Origin of the sequence: Campylobacter concisus (assembly GCF_003048675.2) — a bacterium.
In the GTDB taxonomy this organism is placed as follows: Bacteria; Campylobacterota; Campylobacteria; order Campylobacterales; family Campylobacteraceae; genus Campylobacter_A; species Campylobacter_A concisus_F.
On the sequence record NZ_CP060707.1, the window covers coordinates 1,439,059 to 1,464,424 of the forward strand.

The 25,366-nt window shown below is 39.9% G+C and carries 26 protein-coding genes; 2 read left to right on the forward strand and 24 right to left on the reverse strand.

From position 1 onward, the window contains the following. Positions 1 to 3: 3 nt before the first annotated feature. The 15 genes from hisC to lpxB form a co-directional block, all read right to left on the reverse strand. Positions 4 to 1,101, reverse strand: coding sequence for a histidinol-phosphate transaminase (hisC, locus tag CVT00_RS07220; protein WP_103558757.1), 1,098 nt, complete (start codon positions 1,099 to 1,101; stop codon positions 4 to 6). Beyond that, a complete protein-coding gene (gene pheA / locus CVT00_RS07225) occupies positions 1,101 to 2,180 on the reverse strand; it encodes a prephenate dehydratase (protein WP_107914587.1) in 1,080 nt (359 codons plus the stop codon). The genes hisC and pheA overlap by 1 nt, the downstream gene beginning before the upstream one ends. Beyond that, on the reverse strand, positions 2,164 to 3,387 hold the full coding sequence (lysA, locus tag CVT00_RS07230; RefSeq protein WP_103558759.1) for a diaminopimelate decarboxylase: 1,224 nt from the start codon (positions 3,385 to 3,387) through the stop codon (positions 2,164 to 2,166). Before lysA ends, pheA begins: the two co-directional genes overlap by 17 nt. A gap of 55 nt (positions 3,388 to 3,442) precedes the next feature. Continuing rightward, positions 3,443 to 4,507 carry an LptF/LptG family permease gene (locus tag CVT00_RS07235; RefSeq protein ID WP_103558760.1) on the reverse strand — a complete coding sequence of 355 codons (1,065 nt, stop codon included), beginning with the start codon at positions 4,505 to 4,507 and terminating at the stop codon, positions 3,443 to 3,445. Beyond that, the gene (gene pth / locus CVT00_RS07240) at positions 4,504 to 5,052 is read right to left on the reverse strand and encodes an aminoacyl-tRNA hydrolase (RefSeq protein ID WP_103558761.1); all 549 of its coding nucleotides are present in this window, start codon (positions 5,050 to 5,052) and stop codon (positions 4,504 to 4,506) included. The genes CVT00_RS07235 and pth overlap by 4 nt, the downstream gene beginning before the upstream one ends. Before the next feature lie 11 nt (positions 5,053 to 5,063). Next, complete coding sequence (locus CVT00_RS07245; RefSeq protein ID WP_002939542.1) at positions 5,064 to 5,600, reverse strand: 50S ribosomal protein L25/general stress protein Ctc; 537 nt, start codon at positions 5,598 to 5,600, stop codon at positions 5,064 to 5,066. A gap of 67 nt (positions 5,601 to 5,667) precedes the next feature. Continuing rightward, complete coding sequence (locus CVT00_RS07250; protein ID WP_103558762.1) at positions 5,668 to 6,828, reverse strand: type IV pilus twitching motility protein PilT; 1,161 nt, start codon at positions 6,826 to 6,828, stop codon at positions 5,668 to 5,670. Next, complete coding sequence (locus CVT00_RS07255) at positions 6,828 to 7,820, reverse strand: transaldolase (protein ID WP_103558763.1); 993 nt, start codon at positions 7,818 to 7,820, stop codon at positions 6,828 to 6,830. The genes CVT00_RS07250 and CVT00_RS07255 overlap by 1 nt, the downstream gene beginning before the upstream one ends. Positions 7,821 to 7,824: 4 nt before the next feature. Continuing rightward, positions 7,825 to 8,451 (reverse strand): phosphoserine phosphatase SerB, encoded by a 627-nt coding sequence (gene serB / locus CVT00_RS07260; RefSeq protein ID WP_103558764.1) that lies wholly within the window; start codon positions 8,449 to 8,451, stop codon positions 7,825 to 7,827. 8 nt (positions 8,452 to 8,459) lie between these two features. Further along, positions 8,460 to 8,957, reverse strand: a complete 498-nt coding sequence (locus tag CVT00_RS07265; protein ID WP_021087872.1) for a chemotaxis protein CheW — start codon at positions 8,955 to 8,957, stop codon at positions 8,460 to 8,462. 10 nt (positions 8,958 to 8,967) lie between these two features. After that, on the reverse strand, positions 8,968 to 11,319 hold the full coding sequence (locus CVT00_RS07270) for a hybrid sensor histidine kinase/response regulator (RefSeq protein ID WP_107914589.1): 2,352 nt from the start codon (positions 11,317 to 11,319) through the stop codon (positions 8,968 to 8,970). Positions 11,320 to 11,327: 8 nt separating this feature from the next. Then, the gene (locus tag CVT00_RS07275; RefSeq protein ID WP_107914591.1) at positions 11,328 to 12,281 is read right to left on the reverse strand and encodes a chemotaxis protein; all 954 of its coding nucleotides are present in this window, start codon (positions 12,279 to 12,281) and stop codon (positions 11,328 to 11,330) included. Further along, positions 12,281 to 13,072: a UDP-2,3-diacylglucosamine diphosphatase gene (locus CVT00_RS07280; protein ID WP_107914593.1), complete on the reverse strand. Its 792-nt coding sequence runs from the start codon at positions 13,070 to 13,072 to the stop codon at positions 12,281 to 12,283. Before CVT00_RS07280 ends, CVT00_RS07275 begins: the two co-directional genes overlap by 1 nt. Before the next feature lie 63 nt (positions 13,073 to 13,135). Continuing rightward, a complete protein-coding gene (gene greA, locus CVT00_RS07285; RefSeq protein ID WP_012001423.1) occupies positions 13,136 to 13,621 on the reverse strand; it encodes a transcription elongation factor GreA in 486 nt (161 codons plus the stop codon). A gap of 3 nt (positions 13,622 to 13,624) precedes the next feature. Next, positions 13,625 to 14,659: a lipid-A-disaccharide synthase gene (lpxB, locus tag CVT00_RS07290; protein ID WP_107914595.1), complete on the reverse strand. Its 1,035-nt coding sequence runs from the start codon at positions 14,657 to 14,659 to the stop codon at positions 13,625 to 13,627. A gap of 102 nt (positions 14,660 to 14,761) precedes the next feature. Here lpxB and surE point away from each other — a divergent pair, with 102 nt between their 5' ends. Both surE and CVT00_RS07300 read left to right on the forward strand, forming a co-directional pair. Next, positions 14,762 to 15,538 carry a 5'/3'-nucleotidase SurE gene (gene surE / locus CVT00_RS07295; RefSeq protein WP_107914597.1) on the forward strand — a complete coding sequence of 259 codons (777 nt, stop codon included), beginning with the start codon at positions 14,762 to 14,764 and terminating at the stop codon, positions 15,536 to 15,538. Continuing rightward, positions 15,528 to 16,175 (forward strand): tRNA threonylcarbamoyladenosine dehydratase, encoded by a 648-nt coding sequence (locus tag CVT00_RS07300; RefSeq protein ID WP_107914598.1) that lies wholly within the window; start codon positions 15,528 to 15,530, stop codon positions 16,173 to 16,175. The genes surE and CVT00_RS07300 overlap by 11 nt, the downstream gene beginning before the upstream one ends. Positions 16,176 to 16,963: 788 nt before the next feature. On the opposite strand, the gene CVT00_RS07305 is transcribed toward CVT00_RS07300, so the two are convergent. The 9 genes from CVT00_RS07305 to CVT00_RS07345 form a co-directional block, all read right to left on the reverse strand. Further along, positions 16,964 to 18,478, reverse strand: coding sequence for a 2-isopropylmalate synthase (locus CVT00_RS07305; protein ID WP_103558771.1), 1,515 nt, complete (start codon positions 18,476 to 18,478; stop codon positions 16,964 to 16,966). A gap of 139 nt (positions 18,479 to 18,617) precedes the next feature. After that, positions 18,618 to 19,349 (reverse strand): CDP-diacylglycerol--serine O-phosphatidyltransferase, encoded by a 732-nt coding sequence (pssA, locus tag CVT00_RS07310; protein WP_103558772.1) that lies wholly within the window; start codon positions 19,347 to 19,349, stop codon positions 18,618 to 18,620. 1 nt (position 19,350) lies between these two features. Further along, positions 19,351 to 19,968 (reverse strand): phosphatidylserine decarboxylase, encoded by a 618-nt coding sequence (locus tag CVT00_RS07315; protein ID WP_107914600.1) that lies wholly within the window; start codon positions 19,966 to 19,968, stop codon positions 19,351 to 19,353. 1 nt (position 19,969) lies between these two features. Next, positions 19,970 to 21,895, reverse strand: coding sequence for an ATP-dependent zinc metalloprotease FtsH (gene ftsH, locus CVT00_RS07320; RefSeq protein WP_021087314.1), 1,926 nt, complete (start codon positions 21,893 to 21,895; stop codon positions 19,970 to 19,972). Then, positions 21,888 to 22,721, reverse strand: a complete 834-nt coding sequence (locus CVT00_RS07325; RefSeq protein WP_107914602.1) for a 50S ribosomal protein L11 methyltransferase — start codon at positions 22,719 to 22,721, stop codon at positions 21,888 to 21,890. The genes ftsH and CVT00_RS07325 overlap by 8 nt, the downstream gene beginning before the upstream one ends. Then, complete coding sequence (locus CVT00_RS07330) at positions 22,721 to 23,086, reverse strand: chemotaxis response regulator CheY (RefSeq protein ID WP_002939933.1); 366 nt, start codon at positions 23,084 to 23,086, stop codon at positions 22,721 to 22,723. Before CVT00_RS07330 ends, CVT00_RS07325 begins: the two co-directional genes overlap by 1 nt. 63 nt (positions 23,087 to 23,149) lie before the next feature. Continuing rightward, entirely contained in the window at positions 23,150 to 23,860 is a 711-nt protein-coding gene (hisA, locus tag CVT00_RS07335; protein WP_107914604.1) for a 1-(5-phosphoribosyl)-5-[(5-phosphoribosylamino)methylideneamino]imidazole-4-carboxamide isomerase, read from the reverse strand. Next, on the reverse strand, positions 23,860 to 24,471 hold the full coding sequence (gene hisH / locus CVT00_RS07340) for an imidazole glycerol phosphate synthase subunit HisH (RefSeq protein WP_107914606.1): 612 nt from the start codon (positions 24,469 to 24,471) through the stop codon (positions 23,860 to 23,862). Before hisH ends, hisA begins: the two co-directional genes overlap by 1 nt. Further along, positions 24,468 to 25,364: a PDC sensor domain-containing protein gene (locus tag CVT00_RS07345; RefSeq protein WP_009294679.1), complete on the reverse strand. Its 897-nt coding sequence runs from the start codon at positions 25,362 to 25,364 to the stop codon at positions 24,468 to 24,470. Before CVT00_RS07345 ends, hisH begins: the two co-directional genes overlap by 4 nt. Between the last annotated feature and the right edge of the window lie 2 nt (positions 25,365 to 25,366).

Here is a 25,366-nt window from a genome sequence, read left to right on the forward strand (position 1 = left end):
TCCCTACTTTAAAATTTGCTTTAACTCTTCAAAAACTCTATCGTTTTGCCATGCCTGACCAATGGTGATTCTCACCGCATTTAAGGCATAGCTTTTTAAATCTCGTAAAATTATACCTTTTTTTAGCATCTTTTCGCATATTTGGCTTGATTTTGGCTCATTAAATTTAAATGTGATGAAATTTGTATAGCTTGGGATAAACTCAATGCCATTTTGCCTTGCAAATTCCTCATACCTCTTCATCTGCTCGAAGTTGTTTTGCATAGTTTTTTGCACAAATTCATCATCACCAAGTGCTACGATCGCCGCTCTTAAGCTCGGTGTTGTGATATTAAAAGGAGCTCTTAGCTTTGAAAGAGCGCCTATGATCTCTTCATTTGCCACGCCGTATCCCACGCGCATGCCACCAAGTGCGTATGCCTTTGAGAAAGTGCCAAGATAGATAACGTTTTTAAATTTTACCACCTCGCTTGGCTTTATCTCTTTTTTGCTATCTTTAAATTTAGCAAATTCGTTGTAGGCACAATCAAGCACCACAAGCGTGTTTTCATCAATGTTTTTTATAAATTTATAGACCTCGTCAGCATCGATGCACTCGCCTAATGGGTTATTTGGCAAGCAAAGAAAAATGACAGAAATTTCATCTTTGTGCGCGTTATAAATTTCTAAAAACTCGCTCAAATTATGCTCCACGCTCTTTGTGCGGTAGATTTTAGCCCCAGTTTGTTTTGCGTAAATTTCATACATCGCAAATGTCACGCCAGCAATCAAAACGCCGCTTTGCTTGTTCGCCTTTGCGTGAAGTGCAAATTCTATGATCTGATCGCTTCCAGAGCCGATGATTAAATTTTTGCTAGTTACACCAAATTTCTTAGCCAGCCCCTCTTTTAGTTCAAAGTAGCTATCGTCTGGATAGAGATGTGCGTTTTTAGCGACCTCTTTTAGCGCCTCTTCTACGCGTTTGCTAGTGCCAAAAGGGTTTTCATTGCTCGCTAGCTTTATCACATCTTTTGCATCGATGCCAAACTCTCTAACTACAAGCTCGATCGGCTTTCCAGCCTCGTAATTTACTAGATCATCTAAAAAGTCATTAAATTTCATTACTCATCTCCGTTTAAATAGCTTCCAAGCCACGTTATCTCAGCGCCGCTCTCTTTTGCGAGTTCAAAGGCGTTTTGCACCTTCTCATCGTCGATATGCCCCTCAAAGTCAAGATAAAAAATTGACTTAAATTCGCGCTGCTTTATAGGACGTGACTCAAGTTTTGTGATATTGATATTCTCATTTTTAAAGATAGAAAGCAGATCAGCAAGGCGTCCTGGGCGGTGATCGGTCTTTGCTAGTACCGAAGTTTTTGAGTTTTCAACCTTGGCGTTTTTAAAATCGCTAAGAATGAGAAATCTCGTTCTATTTGCCATATTATCTTCGATTGTTTCATAAACGATTGGCACATTGTAAATTTTAGCTGCGATTTTTGAGCAAATAGCGGCTGATTCTCTATCCATAGATGCCATATATGCGGCTGCGGCGGTTGATTTGGCTGGGATAAATTCGACCTCATTTAGCAGGTGATCTTCTAAAAATTTACGGCACTGGTTGTAGCCTTGCGGATGCGAGTAAATTCGCTTTATCTCTTTTAAATTTTCATTTATGCTAACAAAGCTGTGGTGGATATCTACGTAGAGCTCTGCCACTATCTTTATATCATCAAATTTACCCAAACAATCAAGCGTAGCTCCAACAGCGCCTTCGGTGTTGTTTTCGATAGGCACGACGCCATATTTTGCCTCTTTTTGAGCTAGTTTCGTAAAAACTGCCTCGATCGTAGCAAGTGGCAGATATGCACTCATCGCGCCAAATCTACTCTGCGCCGCTTGATGCGTATAAGTACCCTCAGGTCCTAGATAGACGATCTTTTGAGGCATCTCTAAATTTCTACTAACAGCAAAAATTTCAAGATAAATAGCCTCGATCGCAGCCTTATTTAAGGCTTTTTCTTTACTAAGGCTTGTTAGGCGGTTTATGATAGCTCGCTCACGCTCAGGGCGATATATAGGCGTCCCGCTCGTTTGCTTTAGCTTGCCGATCTGCTCAACAAGCTTCATCCTCTCATTTAATTTATTTAAAATGAGATCGTCGATACTATCGATCTCTTTTCTAAGCTCATTTAGCTCTTGCATCAGCGCTCTCCAAAAATTCTCTCTCCAAAGCCACGACGTCCTCGAAACTCTCGCGTCTTCTTATGAGCCTATCTTTGCCATCAAGCAGGCAAACTTCAGCGGCTCTGTTTCTTGTGTTGTAGTTTGAACTCATGCTAAAACCATAAGCCCCAGCTCCTTTAACCACGATGATATCGCCACTCTTACACTCTGGCAGCTCTATATCTTTTGCTAAAAAGTCGCCACTTTCGCAGACTGGACCAACCACGTCGCAAGTGCCTAAATTTTCATCCTTGCCGTAAGCAAAAATTTTGTGATGCGCGCCATAGAGACTTGGTCTTATGAGATCATTCATCGCGCCATCAGTGATGACAAATCTCTTTTTGCCGTTAAATTTCTCATATAAAACGCTTGCTACAAAGTAGCCAGCATTACCCACGATAAAGCGTCCTGGCTCGCAAACGATGGTTACATCTTGACCTTTTAGTGCGCCTAAAATTCCTTGTGCGTAGTCGTATAAATTTATCTCTTTTTCATCGTTATAGATGATGCCAAGTCCGCCGCCAACGTCAAAGAATTTGATATCAATCTCAAGCGCTCTTAGCTCTCTTAAAAGCTCGCTTACGATCTTTGCAGCGTCTATTATCGGGCTTAGTGAAGTTAGTTGCGAGCCGATATGAAAGTGTATGCCAGTTGGCTCAAGAAACTCTGAAGCTTTAGCGTGGATATACATCTTTTTAGCTGTCTGCGCATCGACGCCAAATTTGTTTTCATTTAGCCCTGTCGAGATATATGGGTGAGTTTTTGCATCAACGCCTGGATTTACCCTGATGCTGATCCTTGCCTTTAAATTTAGCTCTTTTGCGATATTTTCAAGCCTTAAAAGTTCGGCAAAGCTCTCAACATTTATCAGCAAAATTTCATTTTCTAAAGCCTCTTTTAGCTCTTCATCGCTCTTGCCAACGCCACTAAAGATGATCTGATATCTCTTAGCTCCAGCTAAAAGCGCCCTTTTGACCTCGCCAATGCTCACACAGTCAAATCCTGCTCCAAGATCAGCTAGAAATTTTAAAACACTTAAATTTGAGTTTGCCTTTACAGCGTAGCAAACCAGAGATTTTCTAGCGTAAAATGCGTTTTTTAGCGCCTCATAGCGCTCTTTAATGTAGTTAAAATCATAAACGTAAAGTGGGGTTTTGTATTTGCTTGCAAGCTCTTTAAAATCCATAAAATAGCCTTTTTTAAAATGGCTTGATTTTACAAAAAAGTTGCCAAAATTTGGCTTAACGATGCGATTTTATGAGATAAATGGCGTATGCAAAAAGCAAAATAACTGGAAGCACCATGCCGATCTCTGGCAAGATGACTGAGGTTTGAGCAAATTTGGTTAAGATAAAGAGAAGTCCCCAAACTACGAGTGTTATCACAACAAAGATAAATGTTGAGAGTGCGAGGTTAAAAAACCTGCCAGTCACTGGCAAATGATAGTAGAAAATAAGCAATAAAAATGGCGCAAAAAATGGCGTGATGGCAAGGTTATAAAATGCAGTCCTTGCGCTATCAAGTCCTATGCCTTCGTTTTTAAATGTCTTTATAAAATTTATCGCATCAGGTATGTTAAATTTCGAGTTTTCAACGCTTGCAGCACTCTCGATGCTCTTTGGCTTAAAGCCTCTTAACGCATCTAAATTTTCGCTTTTTACCTTGCTAAAGCCACTTTCGCCAAGCTCTAAGCTTTGAGGCAAAAAGGTCTGATTTACATCCTCTAAAACCCACTCATTGTCTTTAAATTTAGCGTGGTCAGCAAAGGTTGTCGAGAGCAAGTCAGTGCCATTAATGTCAAAAATTCTCACATCATTTGCTCTTTGCTTGGCTGAGTTTAGCTCTTTTATGTAGATAAATTTGCCTTCAAATTTCAAAAATGAGTCATTTGTACTTTTTGAAAAAGCGGTGTTTTTAGCGATACTTTTTTGATAGTCATGCGCATAAGCAAATGGCGTAAAATTTAGCCCAACGTAAAAAATCGTCACAAAAAGTGCGATGAGAAATGGCGGTAAAATGAGCTTGTTTTTACTGATGCCAAGAGCATAAAAGCTGATTAGCTCGTTTGATCTGACCATATTTACATGTAAAATTATTAGCGCAAAAATGAGTGAAAGTGGCAAAACGTAGCTAATGGCACTTAGTGCAGTAAGGCCAACGTAGAGTAGCTGAAGGTTAGCAGATGGCGGCAGATCTTTTAAATTTGTAAGCAGATCAATGCCAACATAAAATAGCTCAAGCGCTAAAAATACGATAAGAAAAGATTTTATATAGACCCAGCCAACGTATCTGGCGTATAGTTTCATTTGATAAGACCTTTTTTTATCGTAAATTTTTGTGAAATTTCGTTGATATCGCTCTTTAGTAGCTCACAAACCGCATTTTTTGTATAGGCTAAAATTTCATCTAAAGCCTTTCTCTCCTCGTCGCTAAACTCGCCAAGGACAAAATTTTTAGCATCGCCCTCATGTCCGATACCAACACGCACCCTTTCGTAGTCGTTGCCTATTAGATTGTCGATAGATTTTATGCCGTTATGTCCGCCGCTACTGCCGCCTTTTTTAAATTTAACCGCGCCAAAACTAAGGTCAAGATCGTCGTGAATGACGATTATCCTATCTGGTTTATAAAAGTCTTTTACCGCCTTTACACTTTGACCTGAGAGGTTCATAAAGGTTGTTGGTTTTAGCAAGATAATGTCGTTAAATTTAAAAACTTCGCCTTGAAATTTAGCTGAGCTAACATCTTTGAAATTTGAGTCTTTTAGGAGGTCTATAAGCATAAAGCCTATGTTGTGTCTAGTGTTTTCGTATTTGGGGCCAGGATTTCCTAGCCCCGCTATTAGTGTCACAAAAGCCCTTTTTATTTAGCTTTAATAACTCCAAGTACCGCAACACGGTCAGCGTCAATGATTGTAACGCCTTTAGGAGCTGTGATATCACGAACCAAAATCGTATCATCAATGTCAAGTTTGCTTACATCAACGTCAAATGAATTTGGTAAATTTTCAGCCGTGCATTTTACGCAAAGACGTCTTTTTGACTGGATCAAAACGCCCTTATTTTTAAGACCAATAGGTGTTCCAACTGGCTTAACCGGGATCATATATTTTGATAAAACGCCTGGAAGTGCTACTTTTAGATCCACGTGTTTAAGATCACTTGTAACAACATCTCTTTGGTAATCAACAATAACGACATTATAAACTTTTCCGCCTACTTTTACATCAAAAGCAAGGCTCTCTTTTTTGCGCGCTTCTTTAATAAAGTCATTGACTTTAAAAGCAGCTGCAACATTCTCTAATCCCTTGCCATAAATGTTGGCGATTAGATAACCATCTCTTCTCAAAGCCTTCGCAGACTTCTTACCGATACTCTCTCTAACGATTCCTTCTAACATCGTTTTCCTTTCATAAAAAATAGGTGCTGATTTTATCTAATGCTTTATAAATTTCACATAAAGCTTACTAAATTTCTTTAAGCGCGATCACTTCAGGTTGATCTTGTTTGCTTTGAGGTTTGCCAAAATTTACACCATTTTCAAAGCTAAAACCTGCTACATTTGAGCTTTTTATCTTAAGCTGCAAGTCACCCCTGTTACTAGCATTATCAAGCGCTACTTCGGCACTAATTATCTTATTTTCATAAAGCTCAAGCAGGTGCTGATCAAAGGTTTGCATGCCGTAAGTATTTTTTGACTCAGCTATGGCAAGATCGATCTCATCAAATTTCTCTTCAGATATGAGCTCTTTTATGCGGGTATTTTTTCTCATGATCTCGACTGCTGGGCGTCTTGTGCCAAAAAGCGTCTTAACTAGCCTTTGTGAGATGACACAAGCAAGGACTGAAGAGAACATAAGACTGACCTTATCTCGCTCGCCTTGAGGGAAGCTATTTACTATCCTATTTACGCTCTCTTTTGCATCAAGTGTGTGAAGTGTCGAAAGCACCAAGTGACCAGTCTCAGCAGCTCTAATGGCAGTCTCAATCGTCTCAAGATCTCTCATCTCACCCACCAAGATAATGTCAGGATCTTCTCTTAATGAAGCCCTTAGCGCATCTGAGAAATTTAACGCATCTGCCCCGATAGAGCGCTGATTTATTATGCTTTTATCGTCGTTAAATACGTATTCAATCGGATCTTCGATAGTCACGATGTGCGATCTTTTTGTTTGGTTTATGAAATTTATCATGCTTGCAAGCGTTGTCGTCTTGCCACTTCCAGTTGGGCCAGTCACTAAAATGATGCCACGAGTGGTCTCTGTGCAAATTTTTTCTATCACACTTGGTAAATTTAGATCTTTTATGGTTGGGATTTTCGTTGGAGTGACACGAAATACAGCAGAAATTCCATTTATCTGCAAAAACATATTTACACGAAAGCAGTACTCATCATTTAGTTTATAAGAAAAATCTATATCTTTTTTATCCATAAACTCATCAAATTTAGCCCCCAAAAGCTCTTTTGCGATAGCCACCGCATCACTTGGGTCTAAATTTTCTTCGCTAAGTGGCATGATCTCACCATTAAATCTACCATAAACAAGGCTTGCAGACTTTAGATGAAGATCGCTGCCGCCTCTATCAACTAAAGAGCATAGATATGAGTCTAGGTCTTGTTTGGTCATTAAAGTGATTTCATAATGTCGTCAAATGCTGCAACAAACTGCTTTAAGCCGTCATTTAAAAGCTCTTTATAAGTAGCATTTATGTCGATCTCATTATTTTTTATGATGTGAAAAAAGCTTGAGATATTCTCTTTGCTAGGGGCATTTTTTGCCTCAGCTTTTTCTTTTATAAATTCTTTTATCGTATCTATCGGAGCTGTGTTTATAGAGTTTTTATACATTAGTTCTCTAACGTAATAATCCCCTCTTAAGCCACCACCTTTTACGCCAGTGCTTGCAAAAAGTGTCCTTACGTTTTCTAAGCCAAAATCCTCAATGATATGATAGATATTTGCAGCGTTCATTATGCCAATCTGCCCAGTTGGTAGGCTCTTTGCAGACATTGTCTCATCAAGCTTTCTATCAAATCTACTAACAAAAACACTGATCACACCTTTTGGCATCGTCGTATCCACAAAGCGGCTTGCATAAGCTTTGCTACCCTCTTTAAAGGCCTCTAGGCAGTTTTTAGCCTGATCTGGCGAGAAAATGAGCGTCGCATTTACGCTGATGCCTCTTGCCATGAGTGCACTCATCGCTTCATAACCCTCTTTTGTAGCTGGAATTTTTATCATGACATTTGGCATTGAGATGAGGCTATGAAGCCTGATGCCCTCTTCTATCGTAGCAGCTGTTTCGCCACTTAAATTTGGATCAACCTCGATGCTAACAAAGCCATCATCGCCATTTGCGTAGTTTTTTAGCATTTTACATGCGGCTATCTTGATATCTTGGGTCGCTAAAATTTCATAGAGGTCTTTTGGGTGACGCTTGTTGCTATTTTGTATGATCTGTTTGTAAGCAGGTGATGCAAAAGCTGTTTTAAAGATAGCTGGGTTGCTTGTAGCTCCGTTTATAACGCCACTTTCTAGCAAAGAGTTGAATTCATTTTGTAAAAAATCTCTCTCTATAAAGTCACACCAAAGAGAAAATTTAGCTTCATTGTCATACATTTTTTCACCTTATAAAATTTAAAATTTCACGCAGATCTTTGACATCCACGCAATGCGTCGCCTCTTTTTTTAAAATTTCTTTCGCACAAAAGGCAATCTTTAGATCACATTTTCTAAACATCGATACATCATTAGCGCCGTCGCCAACGCACATGATCTCACTTTTATCTAAATTTAATAGCCCCTTTAAGCGATCTATCATCTCACCTTTTGAGCTACCAAACATCATCTCTCCGCCAACTTCACCTGTTAAAATTCCATCTTTATGGTGCAAAATATTTGCAAAATTTGCATCAAATTTAAGCTTTTCTTGCATCTTATCAGTCGCGATGTGAAAACCACCACTAAAAATCACAACCTTTATACCCTTTTGCTTTAAAGCGTCTATAAGCTCGCTGGCTCCTGGCATGATAGGTAAATTTTTACAAATTTCATCTGCCTTTGAGAGTGGCATTCCTTTTAAAAATTTTACTCTTGCTGTAAGACTTTCAAAAAAATCAAGTTCGCCGTTCATCGAACGCTTAGTTATGCTAGCCACCTCATCGCTGGCGTTATTGGCGGCGGCGAGGATATCAATCGTCTCGCCGTCCATTATCGTAGAGTCAAAGTCAAAAACACAAAGTTTTATCAAGCTATGCCCTAAAAATCACGCTTTAAAAGGCTCTCAACCTTTAAAATCGTAAGGATATTTTGATCGCGTTTGCCGATACCATAGATCATGCCTTTGTCTTTTACCAAAGTCTCTGGCGGCGGATCGATCCTGTTACGGTCTATTCTGATAGCCTCCGTCAAGCGGTCTATCACGAAGCCTGCGATGTTATCCTCATCTTTCATGACGATATATCTTGTATTTGAGCTTTGCTTTGTAACATTTAGTGAAAAACGTTTTCGCAAATCAATAAGCGGGATAACGTTTCCACGCAAGTTAAACACGCCAAGAACATAGTCAGGCACGCTAGGAACACGGGTGTATTCGATAGGCTTGATTATCTCTTGGATATTTAAAATAGGTATCGCATACTCTTCCTCGCCAACAACGAAGCCTACAAGTTGGACTATATCTTCGTTGTTTTTTATCTCAGGCTCGTCAATTTGCTGTTTTTGTTTGCTTAAAACTTGGTTTAGTTTATCATTCATCGCCTAACCCCTAACCTAATTTAATATTTTTTCTAACAACGTTTTCAAGGTATTCTGACGAATATGGTTTTGTGATATATTCAGTCATACCAACCTCTACTCCGCGCAATCTATCAGTTTTAGACGTTCTTGATGTTACTGCTATTAGCGGTAAAGTGCGATACTTAGAGTATTTGCGAATTTCACCAGCTAGAGTATATCCGTCCATCCTTGGCATCTCAATATCGATTAGCACCGCATCAAAGGCATGCTCGCCTGATTTAATTATATTGAGTGCTTCTACTCCATTAGTTGCTTCTATTATTGTGACGCCGATTGGCTCAAGCGATTTTTGCATGATAGTTCTATCCATCTTAGAGTCATCAACGATTAGGACCTTATAATCGCTTGGTTTCTCTTTTACTTTAGTGCTATCTTCCATCTCGGCTCTAATATTTACCTTAATATCCTTTGCCATCTCCATCATAGCACCAACGTCTATGATAAGAGTTACGCGGCCATCGCCTCTTATAGTAGCTCCAGCGATGCCTGGGATATTTTGCAAATAATCACCCATTGACTTAATAACGATCTCTTCTTGACCGACTAATGTATCCACTATGATGCCCAGTTTTGCCTCGGCAACGCCAATGATAACGACATAAGTTTGATCTCCGCCGTCAAAGACTTTATTGACACCAAAGACATCTGAAAGTCTAACAAGAGATAAGACCTCATCTCTTAGTCTTAGAACGTTTTTGCCATCGATCGTGTAAATATCATCGATAGGTACGCGAACAGTTTCAAGAACGCTTGCAAGTGGTATCGCATAAAATTCCTCTTGTGTTCCAACAAGAAGTGATTGAATGATCGCAAGTGTAAGTGGAATTTTAAGCTTCATAACTGTGCCTTTTCCAACTTCACTCTCGATATCGATGATACCATTTAGCTTTTCGATATTTGTCTTAACAACGTCCATACCAACACCACGACCAGATACGTTTGTAACCTTGGCTGCAGTTGAAAATCCTGGCTTAAATATAAGACCAAAAGCCTCTTTTTCGCTCATTGCATCAGCTTCTCGCTCAGTAATGATGCCTTTTTCTATAGACTTAGCTTTAAGCATATCAGCATCCAAGCCCTTACCGTCATCAACTATCTCAACAACGATATGGTTGCCCTCATTGTAAGCTTTTAGCTGAACAAGGCCTTTTTCAGGTTTTCCCATTGCCTTTCTTGTCTCAGGATCTTCGATGCCATGATCGCATGAGTTTCTGATGATATGAACTAGCGGATCGCCGATCTCTTCAACGATTGATTTATCAAGCTCAGTCTCTTCACCTGAAATTTCAAGGTCAATCTGCTTACCAAGGTCGCGGCTAAGATCGCGTATCATACGTGGGAATTTATTAAAGACTTTTGCTATTGGAAGCATCCTTGTCTTCATAACAGCTAGCTGGATATCAGTCGTAACTAAACTTAGGCTTGATACTACTTGATTTAGCTCTTCGAGGAATTTCTCGCCCTCATATCTCTCTTCTACGTCATCATAAATTTTTAACAAGCGGTTTTTACCAAGAACAAGCTCGCCGATTAAATTCATCAGGTGATCAAGTCTTTTTACTTCAACACGTATCGTTTGCTCTTGTGCTACCGCACTGCTACTACTAGCTGCTGGTACTTTTTTATCTGCATCTCTTTCTCTACTAGGAGCTGGTCTTGCTGCAGGTGCTGGCGCAGCGCTTGTGGCTGGAGCTATCTCTTCAGGAGATTTTGGAGCTATGCCTTTTGAAGCACGTCTTGCTTGATCTTCTGCTTTTCTAACTTTTAAAAGTCTTTCTATCTCAGCTTCAACCTCAGAGTCACTTAGCTTTGAAAGCTCGGCATCACTTACTTCAGTAGCTGCTTCTTCGGCTGGTGCGACAGGTTCTGGCTCTTTTACTGGCTCAGGTACTGGTGCGGCTGGAGCTTCTGCGGCTGCGCTTGGTGCTTCACCTTCAGAAATTTGAGTAAGTCTTACACAAATATTTTTGATATCAATGCCAGCGGCTGCGTCACTACCGTTATCTCTAATGCTCTCAAGTAGTCCCTTCATCATATCAACTGACTCAAGAACAATGTCCATGATGTCCGGAGTGATTTTTAGCTCGCCTTTTCTAGCTTTATTCAAAACATCTTCCATGTGGTGAGTAAGCTCTGTTAAAACATCAAAATTTAAAAAGCTTGAGCTACCTTTTACTGTGTGAGCAACACGGAAAATTCTATTTAAAAGCTCCAAATCTTCAGGGTTTGCCTCTAGTTCAACAAGGTCATGGTCTATCTGCTCAATAAGTTCGAAAGCTTCTATTAAAAAGTCTTCCATTATTTCTTTCATATCATCCATACTTCACCTCACTTCGCAGATTTAGAATGTGCTTCAATCACTTTTAGCACCTCTTGATAAAATACACCAGCATCAAATTTTGTAAGATACGCAGCACCACCGGCTTCTTTACTCTTAACCTCACTAAATTCGTTGCTTAATGAAGAGTTAAACACAATCGGAACATCTTTAAATCTATCATCATTTTTAATAGTTGAAGCAAAGCGATATCCATCCATTTGTGGCATTTCGATATCACTTAAGATAACTCTAAGTTCTTTTGTTAAGTTATCTCCATATCTTTGATAAAGCTCTTCCATTCTCTCTAATCCCTCAACGCCGTTTTTAGCTTCAACTACGCTAAGACCCATCTTCTCAAGTGCGTCTTTTACTAGCTTTCTAGCAGTTGAGCTATCATCTAGAACTAAAGCAGCACCTTTAATCTTTTGATCGTCTGTTACGTCAAATTCGATCTTTGGTGAGTAAATTCCTAGCTCTTCAACGATGCTTTCAAGATCAAGAATGAGAAGTACTTCGTCATTTTCTATTCTTGTTACGCCTGTGATCTTGCCTTTGTCTAGAGTGCCAGCTCCAGCAGCAAAATTTGCAGGCTCTATATCTTTCCAGTTTATACGTCTGATCCTCTTGGCCTCATGGACGATAAAACCGATCAATATTCCGCTAAATTCAGCGATAATAACACGTGGCTTTATAACTACACCCTCAGTTGGCTCGATGATATTCATCCATCTTGCCAAATTTATAACAGGGATAACCACACCTCTTAAATCAAAAATTCCCTCGATATACTCAGGAACGCCAGGAAGCTCGGTAAGATTTGGCATCTTAATGATCTCCCGCACCTTTGCGACATTGACTCCGTATATTCCTTCATATACTTTGTTTTCGGCCTTTTTAAAGATACGAAAATCAACAAGTTCCATCTCGTTTGAGCCCGTTTTTAGTACGTTGTCTCCAAACATCAATGTCCTTTCAAACTCATTTTGAGCAAATTCAACTTTTGCTGGGCGTATTCTACAACAAAATAACTTTGCTCGCATGCAAAACAAGGTAAATTTATATAAAATCTATCGTAAATATCAAATAGCTCACCTTGATGATAGTGTCCCTCTATCACTATACTTGCGTCAAAGCCCTGCAAATGCTTGCTCATTAGCTCCTTGAAGTTTGAAATTTTATAGTGCAGATTTTTCTTAGTAAGTTTGGCTAGTATCGCTTTTGAAATTTTAAAATCCAAAATTTTATCAAGCGCGTTCATAAATTTCAAAAACCATCTAAGCCTTAAAAACCTAAGTGCGTACTTATCTATAAAAGGTAAAAATATATCTCCGTGCGCGATCTGGACGTGCTCGCCACTTATCGTTCTAAATTTCACTGGCTGAGCGCAAATGTCATAAACCTTTACCCCTTCAAAGCTTAGCCTCTCGCCTTTGTCCCAAAAATCTCTAGTTTTATCAAATAAATTTGAAAGCCTAAAATCGTGGTTGCCCTCGAAGTAAAAAATTTCCACCTTTTGTGAAATTTTATTTATAAGCCTTAAGTGTTCAGCGTAAAATTCTCTTGTATATTCGCCCTCGCCCGTTAAAAAATCAAATATATCGCCAAGCAAGAAAATCTGTGGCGGCTCTTTGATCTCTCCGCTATCAATAGCGCGTAAGAATTTTAAAAAGCCATCGCGGTTTATGTTTTCATGCGCATCAGCCAAAAAGATCGCGCCTTCTTTTATAACGGGGGCATATAGATATTCGCTCAAATTTTGCCTTAATTAAAAATTAGCAGAGCCAAAAAGCAGTTTTTAGCCCTTCGCCTCATCTTTTTAGTCAAATTTTATAGGCTTGTAGCAGATCTTAACGATCTCAACGTCGCTTCTGCCTTTTGGTAAATTTAGCGCCACCTCATCGCCCTCAGCCTTGCCTAAAAGCTGCTTTGCAAGAGGTGAGTTTATCGAGATATAACCTTTGTCTAAGTCACTTTCGCTCACACCAACTATCGTGTAAGTATGCTCAACCTCAGTCTCTTCGTCCATTATCGTCACACTTGAGCCAAACCTCACCCTATCATGCTCGTAGCTACTTGGATCGATCACTTCGGCGTTTGCCAAAAGCGCGCTAAGCTCAGCGATCCTAGCGTCTATAAAGGCTTGTTTCTCTTTTGCTGCGTGATACTCAGCATTTTCTTTAAGATCGCCATGGCTTCTTGCGATGTCGATCTCTGTTACGATTTGAGGGCGCTGCACCAGCCTTAGATCCTTTAGCTCAGCTTCTATCTTCTCATATCCGTGCATTGTCATTGGTTCACTCATTTTTTACTCCATATTTTTTAAAATTTTTACTACATTTTTACTGCTGCCATGCCCTAAGTAAGCCCTTAGCTCATCGCAGCCTTTTAAAAATTTTTGCCTATCACAGCTCTCATAAGCTTTTAGCAAATTTTCAGCCGTTGCAAACTCTTGGATAAATTCCTCATGAAGCGGCTCTTTGCCCATGAAGTCAAACATTATATTTGCAAGTCCCGCGTGCTTGATCTTTACAAATTTTCTAGCGATGAAAACATCTATCGCTTTTGCCTTGTATGCTAGCGCAAATGGCGTGCCAATGAGCGCTGCTTCAAGCGTAGCCGTGCCAGAGCATACAAAGGCAAAGTCGCTCTCATACAAGGCTTCAGGCGTGTTTGAGACGACCTCAAAATCGCTCACATCGCCATAAATTTCACCCACTTTATCAAGCAAAAATGGTGGCACGACAAGCAGCCTCTTGGCATCTATTTTTTTAGTAAGCTCTCTATAAACTGGCATCAGCCTTGAAATCTCTGATCTTCTTGAGCCTGGCAAAAACGCCACTTTGCCGCTGCTACTTAGACTAGTTTTTTTAAGCTTTATCTCATCCATCAAAGGATGTCCCACGTAGGTCGAGCGGCTATAAAATTTCGCATCAAATGGCAGGATCGAAGCAAGATTGTCACAATACCTCTCCACAACGCTCACTCTTTTTGGCTTCCACGCCCAAACTTGAGGCAAGATGTAGTATGTCACGGCTGCTTTTGCGCCGGCCTCTTTTATCGCCTTTGCAAGCGGCAGGTTAAAGGCTGGACTGTCGATTAGCAGCACCGCATCAGCCTCTTTTGCCATCTGACTCATCACTTTCATCGCCTTTTTTGCTTTAAAGATGAGCGGCAAAACCTCGACAAAGCCCATCGCTGAAAACTCGCTACTTTTCATATATGGCGTGCCAAGCTCTTCGCTAAAAATTCCCATTAGCTCAAATTCGCCCTCGAAATTTCTCAAAATTTCTTTTAAATGCAAATTTGCCGATGGCTCAAGAGCGGAGACTAAAATTTTCATTTACACACTTTCATCAGGTCTTTTTTTGGGGGCATTATACGCAAAAATTCTTTAAAATTTTAAGAAAGCTGTGATAAAATCCAACCCTTTAAAGGATAAAATTTGAAAGAAATTTTGATAACAAATGACGATGGATTTGAAGCGACTGGCCTGCTTGCCTTAAAAGAAGCTTTAAGCGAGCTAGATGGTGTAAATGTCACGATCGTAGCTCCAAGCTCTGAAAAATCAGCCTGCGCTCACTCGCTAACTCTCACAAGGCCACTTAGATTTATAGAACTTGATGATAACTTTTTTAAACTTGACGACGCAACGCCCAGCGACTGCGTATATCTCGCACTTCACGCACTTTATAATAAAAAGCCAGATCTGGTGATAAGTGGCATAAATCACGGGGCAAATTTAGGCGAGGACATCACCTACTCTGGCACGTGTGGAGCGGCGATGGAGGGCGTTTTACAGGGCATTAGAAGCATCGCTTTTTCGCAGTTTTATGAAAACAACTCACTGAATGAACTTGGCTTTGAGCTAGCAAAAGAGGTGGTGAAATTTATCACTCCAAAGGTGCTAAATGATGAAATTTCGCTAAATCCAAGGGAATTTCTAAACGTAAATATCCCAGCTAGAACTAGCAAAAATTTCAAAGGTTATGCCGTCGTGCCAGCTGGCAGACGCACCTACGCCACGCACGCCACGCTTAATCGCAATCCAAGAGGCATCGAGTACTACTGGCTTGGAAATGCCGCACTTGAATACGAAAAAGGCGAGCCAAGCGACATCAGCAAGGTAAATGAGGGCTTTGCCACGATAACGCCCATAAAACTAAATATGACCTCATACGAGAGTTTGGAGAGTCTAAAAGGGAATTTTGATGCAAAATGATAGATTTACAAGGATAAGATGGCTATTTGGCGAGGATGGTTTTAGCAAGCTTCAAAGCGCAAAAGTGCTAGTTTGCGGAGCTGGAGGCGTTGGCGGGATGTGCGTGGATGCGCTTGCTAGAAGCGGAGTCGGGAGCATCACTCTAATCGATAAAGACATCTTTGACGTGACAAATCAAAACCGCCAAATTTACAGCGAAAATGTAGGCGGCGTAAAAGTGGAGGAGTTTGCCAAAATTTATCCTTGCGTCACGCCTATGCAGACGTTCATCACACCTGAGTTTGTTGCTGGATTTGACTTTAGTAAATTTGACGTGGTGATTGATGCGATTGATGATATCACCGCCAAGATCGCCCTTGCAAATGCGGTAGATCCTAGCAAATTTATAGCCTCGATGGGTGGGGCAAAAAGGGTTGATCCAACCAAGATAAAGGTGGCTAGCGTTTGGAAAACATCGGTCGATCCACTAGCTAGAAAATATAGATATGAGCTTAAAAAATCAGGCTTTAGCGGTAAATTTGACGTGGTCTTTTCAACAGAAGAGCCGCTTTGCAAACCACTTGGAAGCTTCATGGGCGTGACTGCCTGCTTTGGGCTAAATTTAGCCTCGCTAGCTATTAAAAAGATAGTTGGATAGTAGGTCCAAATTTATAACAAATTTTGAAATTAGAACTAGCTATCGCGGTTTTAAATTTAGTGGTCTGCCTACGGAGCAAAAGAGTTAATCCCAACTAAGACGACATTAAAGTGGCACTAAAACACTGCATGCAATTAAAAGCTCCTGTCAAATTTTAAAATTTATGAACGAGCATATCACGCTTCTAAATTTAGTGGCAAATGACTATGAGCCCTAAATTTAGTAAGTTGCTAAGGCGAGTGAGTAAAGTTTTAAAATTTGCAAAATAACTTTATCAGTCTAGATAAGTGTCAGCAAATTTTAAAATTTCAAGAGCGAGTAATTTCGGCTCTAAAATTTGAGCTAAGCTGCAAGCGAAGCCAAATTTTAGTAGTCAATTCTTGCGAGTGAGTGAAAGTTTAAAATTTGCAAAATAGTAAATTTCTATTTTTTGAAATCTAGGCTTTAAATTTATAAACTCTTTTATTCAAAAGGGAGACAAGGGGACTTGAATTACGAAGCCGTCCCCTTATCTCCCTTTAGATCCCACAATCCCCTCGCACGTTAGAGGTGCATGCCTAAGCGCTGGCACACTGCATGCGTTTGCATGTCAGTGGGCGTCAGGCAAATTTTAAAATTTCATGAGCGAGTAATTTCGGCTCTAAAATTTGAGCTAAGCGGTAAGCGAAGCCAAATTTTAGTAGTTAATTCTTAGTGGTGGAAAGTTTTGAAATTTGAAAAACGCAGTAAATTTAAAGAGTAGCTAAATTTAAATTAGCCAGCTGCAAATTTAGCAGCCAGCTAAAATTTTAGTTTTTATGGATGCGAAGGTAGCTGTTTAGTGCGCCGACATAGGCCTTAGCGCTTGCCATCATCGTATCGATATCAAGTCCGTGACCCATTACGGCTGTCTTACCCTCAAACTCGACTTTTACATCGACCTTTGCAAGAGCGTCTTTGCCTTGAGAAACAGCTGTGACCTTGTAGTCTTTTAGCGTGCCACTAATGCCACTAATGCGATCAACTACCTTAAATATCGCATCTGCTGTGCCATTGCCAAGGGCTGAGTCGCTAACGATCTCGCCATTATGCCTGATGCTCATAGAAGCACTTGCTAAGCTGCCACCGCTACTTTGAAGCAAGTCTGTGATCTCGTAAGCTTGTGGAATCTTGGTGATCTCCTCTGCCACAAGCGCCCTGATATCGTCGTCAAATATCTCTTTTTTCTTATCCGCCAAGTCTTTAAATTTCTCAAACGCCTTATTAAGCGCCTCGCTATCAAGGTCAAATCCAAGGCTAGCAAGCTTATCTTTAAACGCATGGCGGCCGCTGTGCTTGCCAAGAACGAGCGAGTTTTTCTCTAAGCCGATGCTCTCAGCGCTGATGATCTCATAAGTCTCTTTGTGTTTTAGCACACCATCTTGGTGAATGCCACTTTCGTGCGCAAAGGCGTTTTTGCCAACGATTGCTTTATTTGGCTGTGGTTCGATGCCTGTGATGCTAGCGATCAGCCTTGAAGTTGGATAAATTTCTTTTGAGATGATGCCTGTGTAAAGTGGTGCAAAGACGTCCTGGCGAGTTTTTATAGCCATCACGATCTCTTCAAGCGCAGCATTTCCAGCGCGCTCACCTATGCCATTTATCGTGCCCTCAACCTGCCTTGCACCAGCTTTTATGGCGGCTAGCGAATTTGCCGTAGCCATGCCTAGATCGTTGTGGTTATGCACCGAAACTACCGCTCTATCGCCTATAAATTTTACTATTTCGCTAATGCGAGCTGTGATCTCCTCTGGATACAAGTAGCCAACCGTATCTGGGATGTTTATGGTTTTTGCCCCTGCGTTTATCGCTGCGTCGCAAATTTCTTTTAAAAAGCTCATCTCGCTTCTGCATGCATCCTCGCAGCTAAATTCAACGTCATCGCAAAATGTTTTTGAGTATTGTACCGCCTCAACCGCACGCCTGATCACCTCGTCTGGGCTCATTTTTAACTTATATTCCATGTGTATCGGGCTTGTTGCTATGAAGGTGTGAATTCTTTTGTTTTTTGCTGGAGCTAGTGCCTCGCCAGCTGCCTTAATATCACGCTCAACTGCGCGTGCAAGCGAGCAGACAGTGATGTTTGAAGCTTGCTTTGCGATCTGATTTACCGCTTCAAAATCCCCTGGGCTAGCCGCTGCAAATCCAGCCTCCATCACATCAACACCAAGCCTTTCAAGCTGAAGTGCGATCTGTAGCTTTTCAGCTGTGTTCATAGAAGCTCCTGGGCTTTGTTCGCCATCTCTTAAAGTCGTATCAAAGATTATAATTTTATTTTTATCCATTTTTTGTCCTTTTATTATTTTTATATTTAAATTTAATGAGTTAAGTAAAGAAGAATTTGCTACCTAAGTAGCAGCAGTAGAGAGTTTTTGATTTCGATTTTTGGTAAAAATTTACGCGATTTTATGATGCCATTTTCGCTCATTCGCTCTCCTTTTTTTTGTGATTTTTGCTAAACATTATAGCCGCTCTAATAATACCATAAAGCATATAAACGCTCATCAAAAATGTCGCGCTCTCGTAAGGATATAGATAAAGCATAGAAAATACAACCACGAGTGCTACTAAAATTCTTATAACATGAGTTTGTTTTAAGTTCATCTTTTTGAAGCTTGGGTAGCGGATGTTGCTAACCATCAAGATAGCCAAAACCGCTTCAAGTAGTATCAAGCACCACTCAAAGCCATATAAAAAATCATGCTTTAGATAAATACCAACCCAAAGCACTCCGATGATGGCTGCTGATGGTATAGGAAGTCCGATAAATACATTTGGTTCGTATGTGCCGGTGGTGACGTTAAAGCGAGCAAGTCTAATAGCTCCAAAGACTACAAACATGGCTGCTATAAGTGCGCCAAATCTGCCAAATTTTGCACCAACTGTTAGATAAAATAAAATCGCTGGAGCCACACCAAATGCAACAAGGTCCGCAAGGCTATCAAACTCCACGCCAAATTTACTTGTAGTCTTTGTAAGTCTTGCTACGCGCCCATCAAGTCCGTCTAATATCAGTGAAAGAATGATGTAAATAATAGCTTTAAAATAGTTCCCCTGAATAGATGAAATAATGCTTATAACGCCCAAAAAAGCGCTTGCTGCGGTAAATAAATTTGGCAAGATATACATTAACTGCATTTTTTGTAAGCTATTCATTTTATTTTTCCTCTTCAAAGTATCCAAGAAGTGAAGCAGCTTTAACGCTCTCGCCAACACTTACACAAATTTTAGTATCTCTTGGCAAGTATAAAATCACTTCTCCGCTTCCTAAAAAGCCAAATTTTCTAGAGGCTTTTAGACTAGTAATGTTATAAATTTCCAAACTTCTGCTAAAAACTCCAGCTATGATCTTCATAGCAAATTTGATATTTCCTTTTTCAAAACGAATTATCGCTCTTTCGTTTAGCATCTCTGAAATTTTCATAGCCTGACATAAAAATAGTCCGTGCCTTCTTTTGATATCAACGACCTTAGCGTCACTAACTGCCCTTAGCGTGCCTACGCCAAAAAAGGGCTTTGAGATAACTATCTTAGCTACCTCTTTATCATCAAAATTTGAAACACTGATCTCTTTTATCTTGCCATCTATAGGCGAAAGCAAGGCTAGTTTATCGTCAGTAAAAGGCTCTCTTTCAGGATCTCTAAAAAAATAAAGAGTTAAAAGAAGTAACGCTATAAAAAATAGCGGCGCAATACCAAATAAAACAGATATAACAAATAAAATCAAAAAGAATAATATAAATTTATACCCTGCTTTAGCGATGTAACCACTCATTTTATTCCTCTTTTTTGCCTTTTTCCTCTTCTTCAAGCTCTACAAGCCTGCTTTCAAGACCATTTTCTTCTTCGTAGTTTTTGATGATCTCTCTAACTCTTTTCCCCTCGATAGTCTCTTCTTCATAAAGTGCCGAAACCATGTTTTCAATGGCACCTTTATAAATTTCAAGAAGACCAAGCACAGCTGTATATCTCTCATGAAGAAGCGCTTTTACAAATTCATCGACTTTTTCGGCCATTTTGTCACTATAGTCTTTTATGCTTTGTCCACCATTTAAAAATGTCGCGCGTTGCTTTTCAAGCACCATAAGACCGGCAACATCGCTCATACCATACATACTAACCATAGCTTTTATGATATCAGTTGCACGTTCTAGGTCATTACTAGCTCCAGTTGATATCTCTTTTATAAAGACCTCTTCAGCAGCCCTACCAGCCAAAAGAACATCGACTTCTGCAAGTAGTTCATGCTTTTGCATCATAAATTTATTCTCTTCAGGTGTATTTAGCGTATAGCCAAGCGCTGCAAGACCGCGTGGCACGACTGAGACTTTTGTCACTCTTTTTGCACCTTTTGTTAGCTCAGCTACCAAGGCATGGCCGCTTTCATGGTAAGTGACTATCTTTTTCTCTTTTGGATTTACGCGGCGTGATTTTTTCTCTAAACCAGCTATCGATCTCTCGACAGCCTCCACTAGATCAGCCTGCTCAACAAAAGTCTTTGACTTACGTCCTGCAAGAAGAGCTGCCTCGTTTATGATATTTTCAAGATCAGCCCCTGCTAAACCAGTAGTAAGCCTTGCGATATCTTCGATATTAACGTCTTTGCCGATCTTTACATCTTTCATATGAACTTTTAAAATGTCGCAACGTCCCTTAAAATCAGGCTTATCAACAAGCACTTGCCTATCAAATCTACCCGGTCTTAAAAGCGCAGCATCCAAAACCTCAGGTCTGTTTGTAGCTGCTATAACAATAACTGGTGACTTATCCGCATCAAAGCCGTCCATCTCAGAAAGAAGCTGATTTAGTGTCTGCTCTCTCTCATCATTTCCTCCCATGGGACCAGAATTTCTGCTCTTACCGATCGCATCGATCTCATCTATAAAGACGATCGCTGGAGCCTCTTTTTTGGCATTTTCAAAAAGGTCTCTAACCCTACTTGCACCAACTCCAACAAACATCTCTATAAAACTTGATGCTGACATAGAGAAAAATGGCACACTAGCCTCGCCTGCAACTGCCCTAGCAAGAAGTGTTTTACCAGTGCCTGGAGGGCCAACTAGCAAAATACCTTTTGGAATTTTAGCTCCAAGTCTTAGGTATTTATCTGGGCTTTTTAGATAGTCAACTATCTCTTGAACCTCTTCTTTCGCCTCTTCAACGCCTGCAACGTCGTCAAATTTAACTTTTGGCTTTTCAGAATTTATAAGTTTTTTCGCACTTCCTATGCCAAGTATGCCACCGCCGATATTCTTTTGCATACGACTAGCGATAAACATCCAAATAGCAAAAAATATAAATACCGGTATGATCCATGAAAATATAAGATCTCCAAACCAGTTATTTTCGCTATAAACACTGTAAGTTATGCCGTTTTGCTCAAGTATGCCAATGAGCGTTGGATCATTTATGCGCTTTGCGAGGTAGATGGTTTTGTCATTACCAACGCCTTTTATCGTGGTTTCAGATATCGCAACTTCATTTAATTGCTTATTCTTTAGCATATCCTTAAATTCAGAATAAGCTATCATTTTGCTTTGAGCGTTACTACCAAGCCCAAAAGTACCGCCTAGTCCGTCACCACTAAAGCTTCTAAAAGCTAGAACTATAACTATCGCAAAAATAGCAAAGATAAAGATGGGATTTTTGTTGAAAAACCCGTTATTATCGCCATTATTTTGGTTATTATTTTGATTATTCATCGATTTCCTTATAAACAAAGCTAACCCAATCATTAGCCTGTTTTATCTCAACTAGCTCCAAATCCTTAAACGTATCTTTAATCCTATCTTCGTATTTGTTCAAAATTCCAGACAATACTAAATAGCCGCCTTTTTTAAGCGATTTTTTCAAGTCATTTGAGAGCATAAAAATGACATCAGCAATGATATTTGCTACGACGATATCATATTTTTGCTCTAAATTTGCAATAGAACCTGTCCAAATTTTATTAAATTTAACCTCATTTAGCTGGGCATTGCTAAGCGAGCTTTGCGTGGCCTGCTCGTCTGTATCGCAAGCATCGACCTTGCAGCCAAGCTTTGCTAAAGCGATGCTTAATATCCCGCTTCCACATCCCACATCTAAAGCAGTATCGCCACTTTTTGCATATTTTTGTAAAAGTTGCAAGCAAGAATTTGTGCTTTCGTGGTGCCCTGAGCCAAAGGCTAGAGCTGGGTCGATTATGATATTTGTTACGCCATTAAGTGGCTCTTCCCAGCTAGGTCTAATATAAATTTTATCAACCAAAATAGGCTTAACTGCCTTTTTATATTCGCCTAGCCAGTCTCTATTTTCTTTTAAATTAAGAGAAATTTTTAAATCATTTGGAATTTTACGAACGATAGAGAGCCCTTTTGCATACTCTTCGACACCCCAAGCTATATCTTTTAGATCACACTCTTCCCTGATGATGATCTCATGGTCTAGCTCTTCTACACAGGTGACCCCAAAAGAAAAAACTAACTCTAAAATTTCATCATAAAAATTTGATGTTTTGATGCTTAATTCGTAAAATTTATCTTTCATTAACCAAGAACGTCTTCAAGCTTCTCTTTTAAAACTTGTGGCGTAAAAGGTTTAACGATGTAGTTATTAACACCTGCTTTTAAAGCTGTTATAACCTCGGCTTTTCCGCCCTCTGTTGTTACCATTATGATAGGCATATCGACATATTTTTGCTCAGCCCTTACCTTTTTAACAAGCTCAAGACCGTTCATCTCAGGCATGTTCCAGTCAGTAATAAGAACCTCAATACCCTCGTTTTGTGTCAAGATATTCCAAGCTTCAAGACCGTGCTCAGCCTCGAGAATTTCTTGATGTCCTAACCTTTGCAAAGTATTTTTTATGATCCTTCTCATTGTTGAGCTGTCATCTACAACCAAAATCTTCACATAATATCCTTTTAGTAAAAATTGCCCTATTCTAGCTAATTAAAATTTATAAAAGCTTTAACGCTAGCCAACTTGTTTGAAAGCATCTTTTAAATCAAGTCGTCCCTCATAGTAAGCTTTACCAACGATCACACCAGCTATCTCATTTGTCTCTTTAAGTACCAAAATGTCGTTTATATCGCTCACACCGCCACTTGCTATGGTCTCAAGCTTGCTGCTTCTAGCTATTTGCAAGCTAAAATCAACATTAACTCCGCCAAGCATTCCATCTTTGTTAATATCGGTGCAAATCACAGCTTCTACACCCACATCAGCAAATTTTTTTGCAAGATCGACCGCTTTTATACTTGAAACCTCGCCCCAGCCTTGTACTGCCACATAGCCATCTTTGGCATCTATGCCAACTACGACCCTATAAATTCCAGCCATTTTTGCTGTAAATTCTGGGTCTTTTAGAGCAACCGAGCCAAGGATCACTCTGCTAGCTCCAAGGTCCAAATAGCGCTTTATACGCTCTTCATCTCTTATGCCGCCGCCCACTTGCACCTTTAAATTTGTAGCTTTTACTATCTTTTCTATCGTGTTAAAATTTATAGCTTCTCCTGCAAATGCTCCGTCAAGATCAACCACATGCAGCCATTTTGCGCCGTAACCTTCAAACCTCTTAGCAAGCTCACTTGGCTCACTGCTATAAATTTTAGCACTTTGCATGAGCCCTTTACTAAGCCTAACTGCTTGCCCCTCTTTTAGATCTATCGCTGGGAAAATTTCCATTACAACCTCGCAAAATTTTCTAAAATTTTAAGCCCGACCTCGTGGCTTTTTTCTGGATGAGGCTGAAAGCCAAAGAGATTCTCATGCTGCACCGCGCTTGTAAATTCATATCCATAAGTTGTCTTTGCAAGCGCAAATTTATCATCACAAACCACGTGATAGCTATGCACAAAGTATAAATACTCAAGCTCTTTTAGTCCTAATCTTAAAGGGCTATTTTGTTTAAACTCGAGTGTATTCCAGCCAACGTGTGGGATCTTTAGTGGCTTATCAAATTTGGCTTCATCAAATTTAACAACCTCTCCTGGCAAAAGAGAAAGCCCCTCATGCTCGCCAAATTCGAAGCTTTTTTCAAACAAAAGCTGCATGCCAAGGCAAATTCCTATAAAGGCTTTTCCGCTTTTTACAGCCTCTTTTATCGCCTCATCCATGCCGTTCATCTTTAGCTTTTTCATCGCCTCACCAAAAGCTCCAACGCCTGGCAAAACGATGTGTGAGTACCCTTTTAAACTCTCAGGCTCACTTACTAAAACGCACTCCTGCCCAAGAAATTTAAAAGCATTTATCACGCTTTTGATGTTGCCCGCGCCATAATCAATAATAGCAATCATCTGTTCTCTTGTCTTTTTACACTAAAGAGATAAAAGCTAAGTGCCGCCATTAGCATAGCCACGCCGCCTATTAGATAGATAGCGTTTATGATATTTTCAGGTGCGGTGATAGCAAATTTAAACACAAGCATAAGCGCTTCGATGGCAAGTGCGATGATGATAGAGCCGATAAATCTCACCATCGTCTTATAAATAACGCTATTTTCTTCGTGATTTTTACCTAACACCTCTTCTTCAAATATCGTCTTAACAAGGTCAAAAATGGCAAGAGCTAGCGTTAAAATAATGGTTGATTCAAAAATTTCTTCAACATTTATATGCTCGATACTCTTTGAGATAAAGCTCTTTACGCCGTGCCAAAACAAAAAGGCGCAGATCATAAAAAGCGATGCGCAAAAGAGCGCATATACTGTCTTTAAAAATCTACCAAAATGCTCCTCGACAAAGCCACTATCGACCATATTTAAGATATTTTCTAGGCTTATGTCGATGCAGGCGATAAATTTAAGCTCATTTTTTTCATTATAGATAGGCACGCTTGCTGTGACGCATAAACCTCCATTTAGACTTGATGGATATGGATCGCTTAAAACGCACCTTTTCTCGCGCACAGCGGTGTAGTAGTATGCCTTATTTGCGCGGTTTTCGCCTTTTGGAATTTTATACTTTTCATTTAGGCTGATCGAGTCTTCGATCTGTATGCCATTTTCGTCCAAAATGTATAGTGCGTCAAAATTTTCTATCTCGTGGCTGATCTTATCAAAACCAGCTTTTATGTTTTCTAAGCACACTCCAGGCAGTCTGTTTGGCAAATTTCTACTAAATAAATAGCAGATATACGCCCTTGCCTTATATCTCGTGTCACTAAATCTCTTAATATCTTTTATAACCAAAA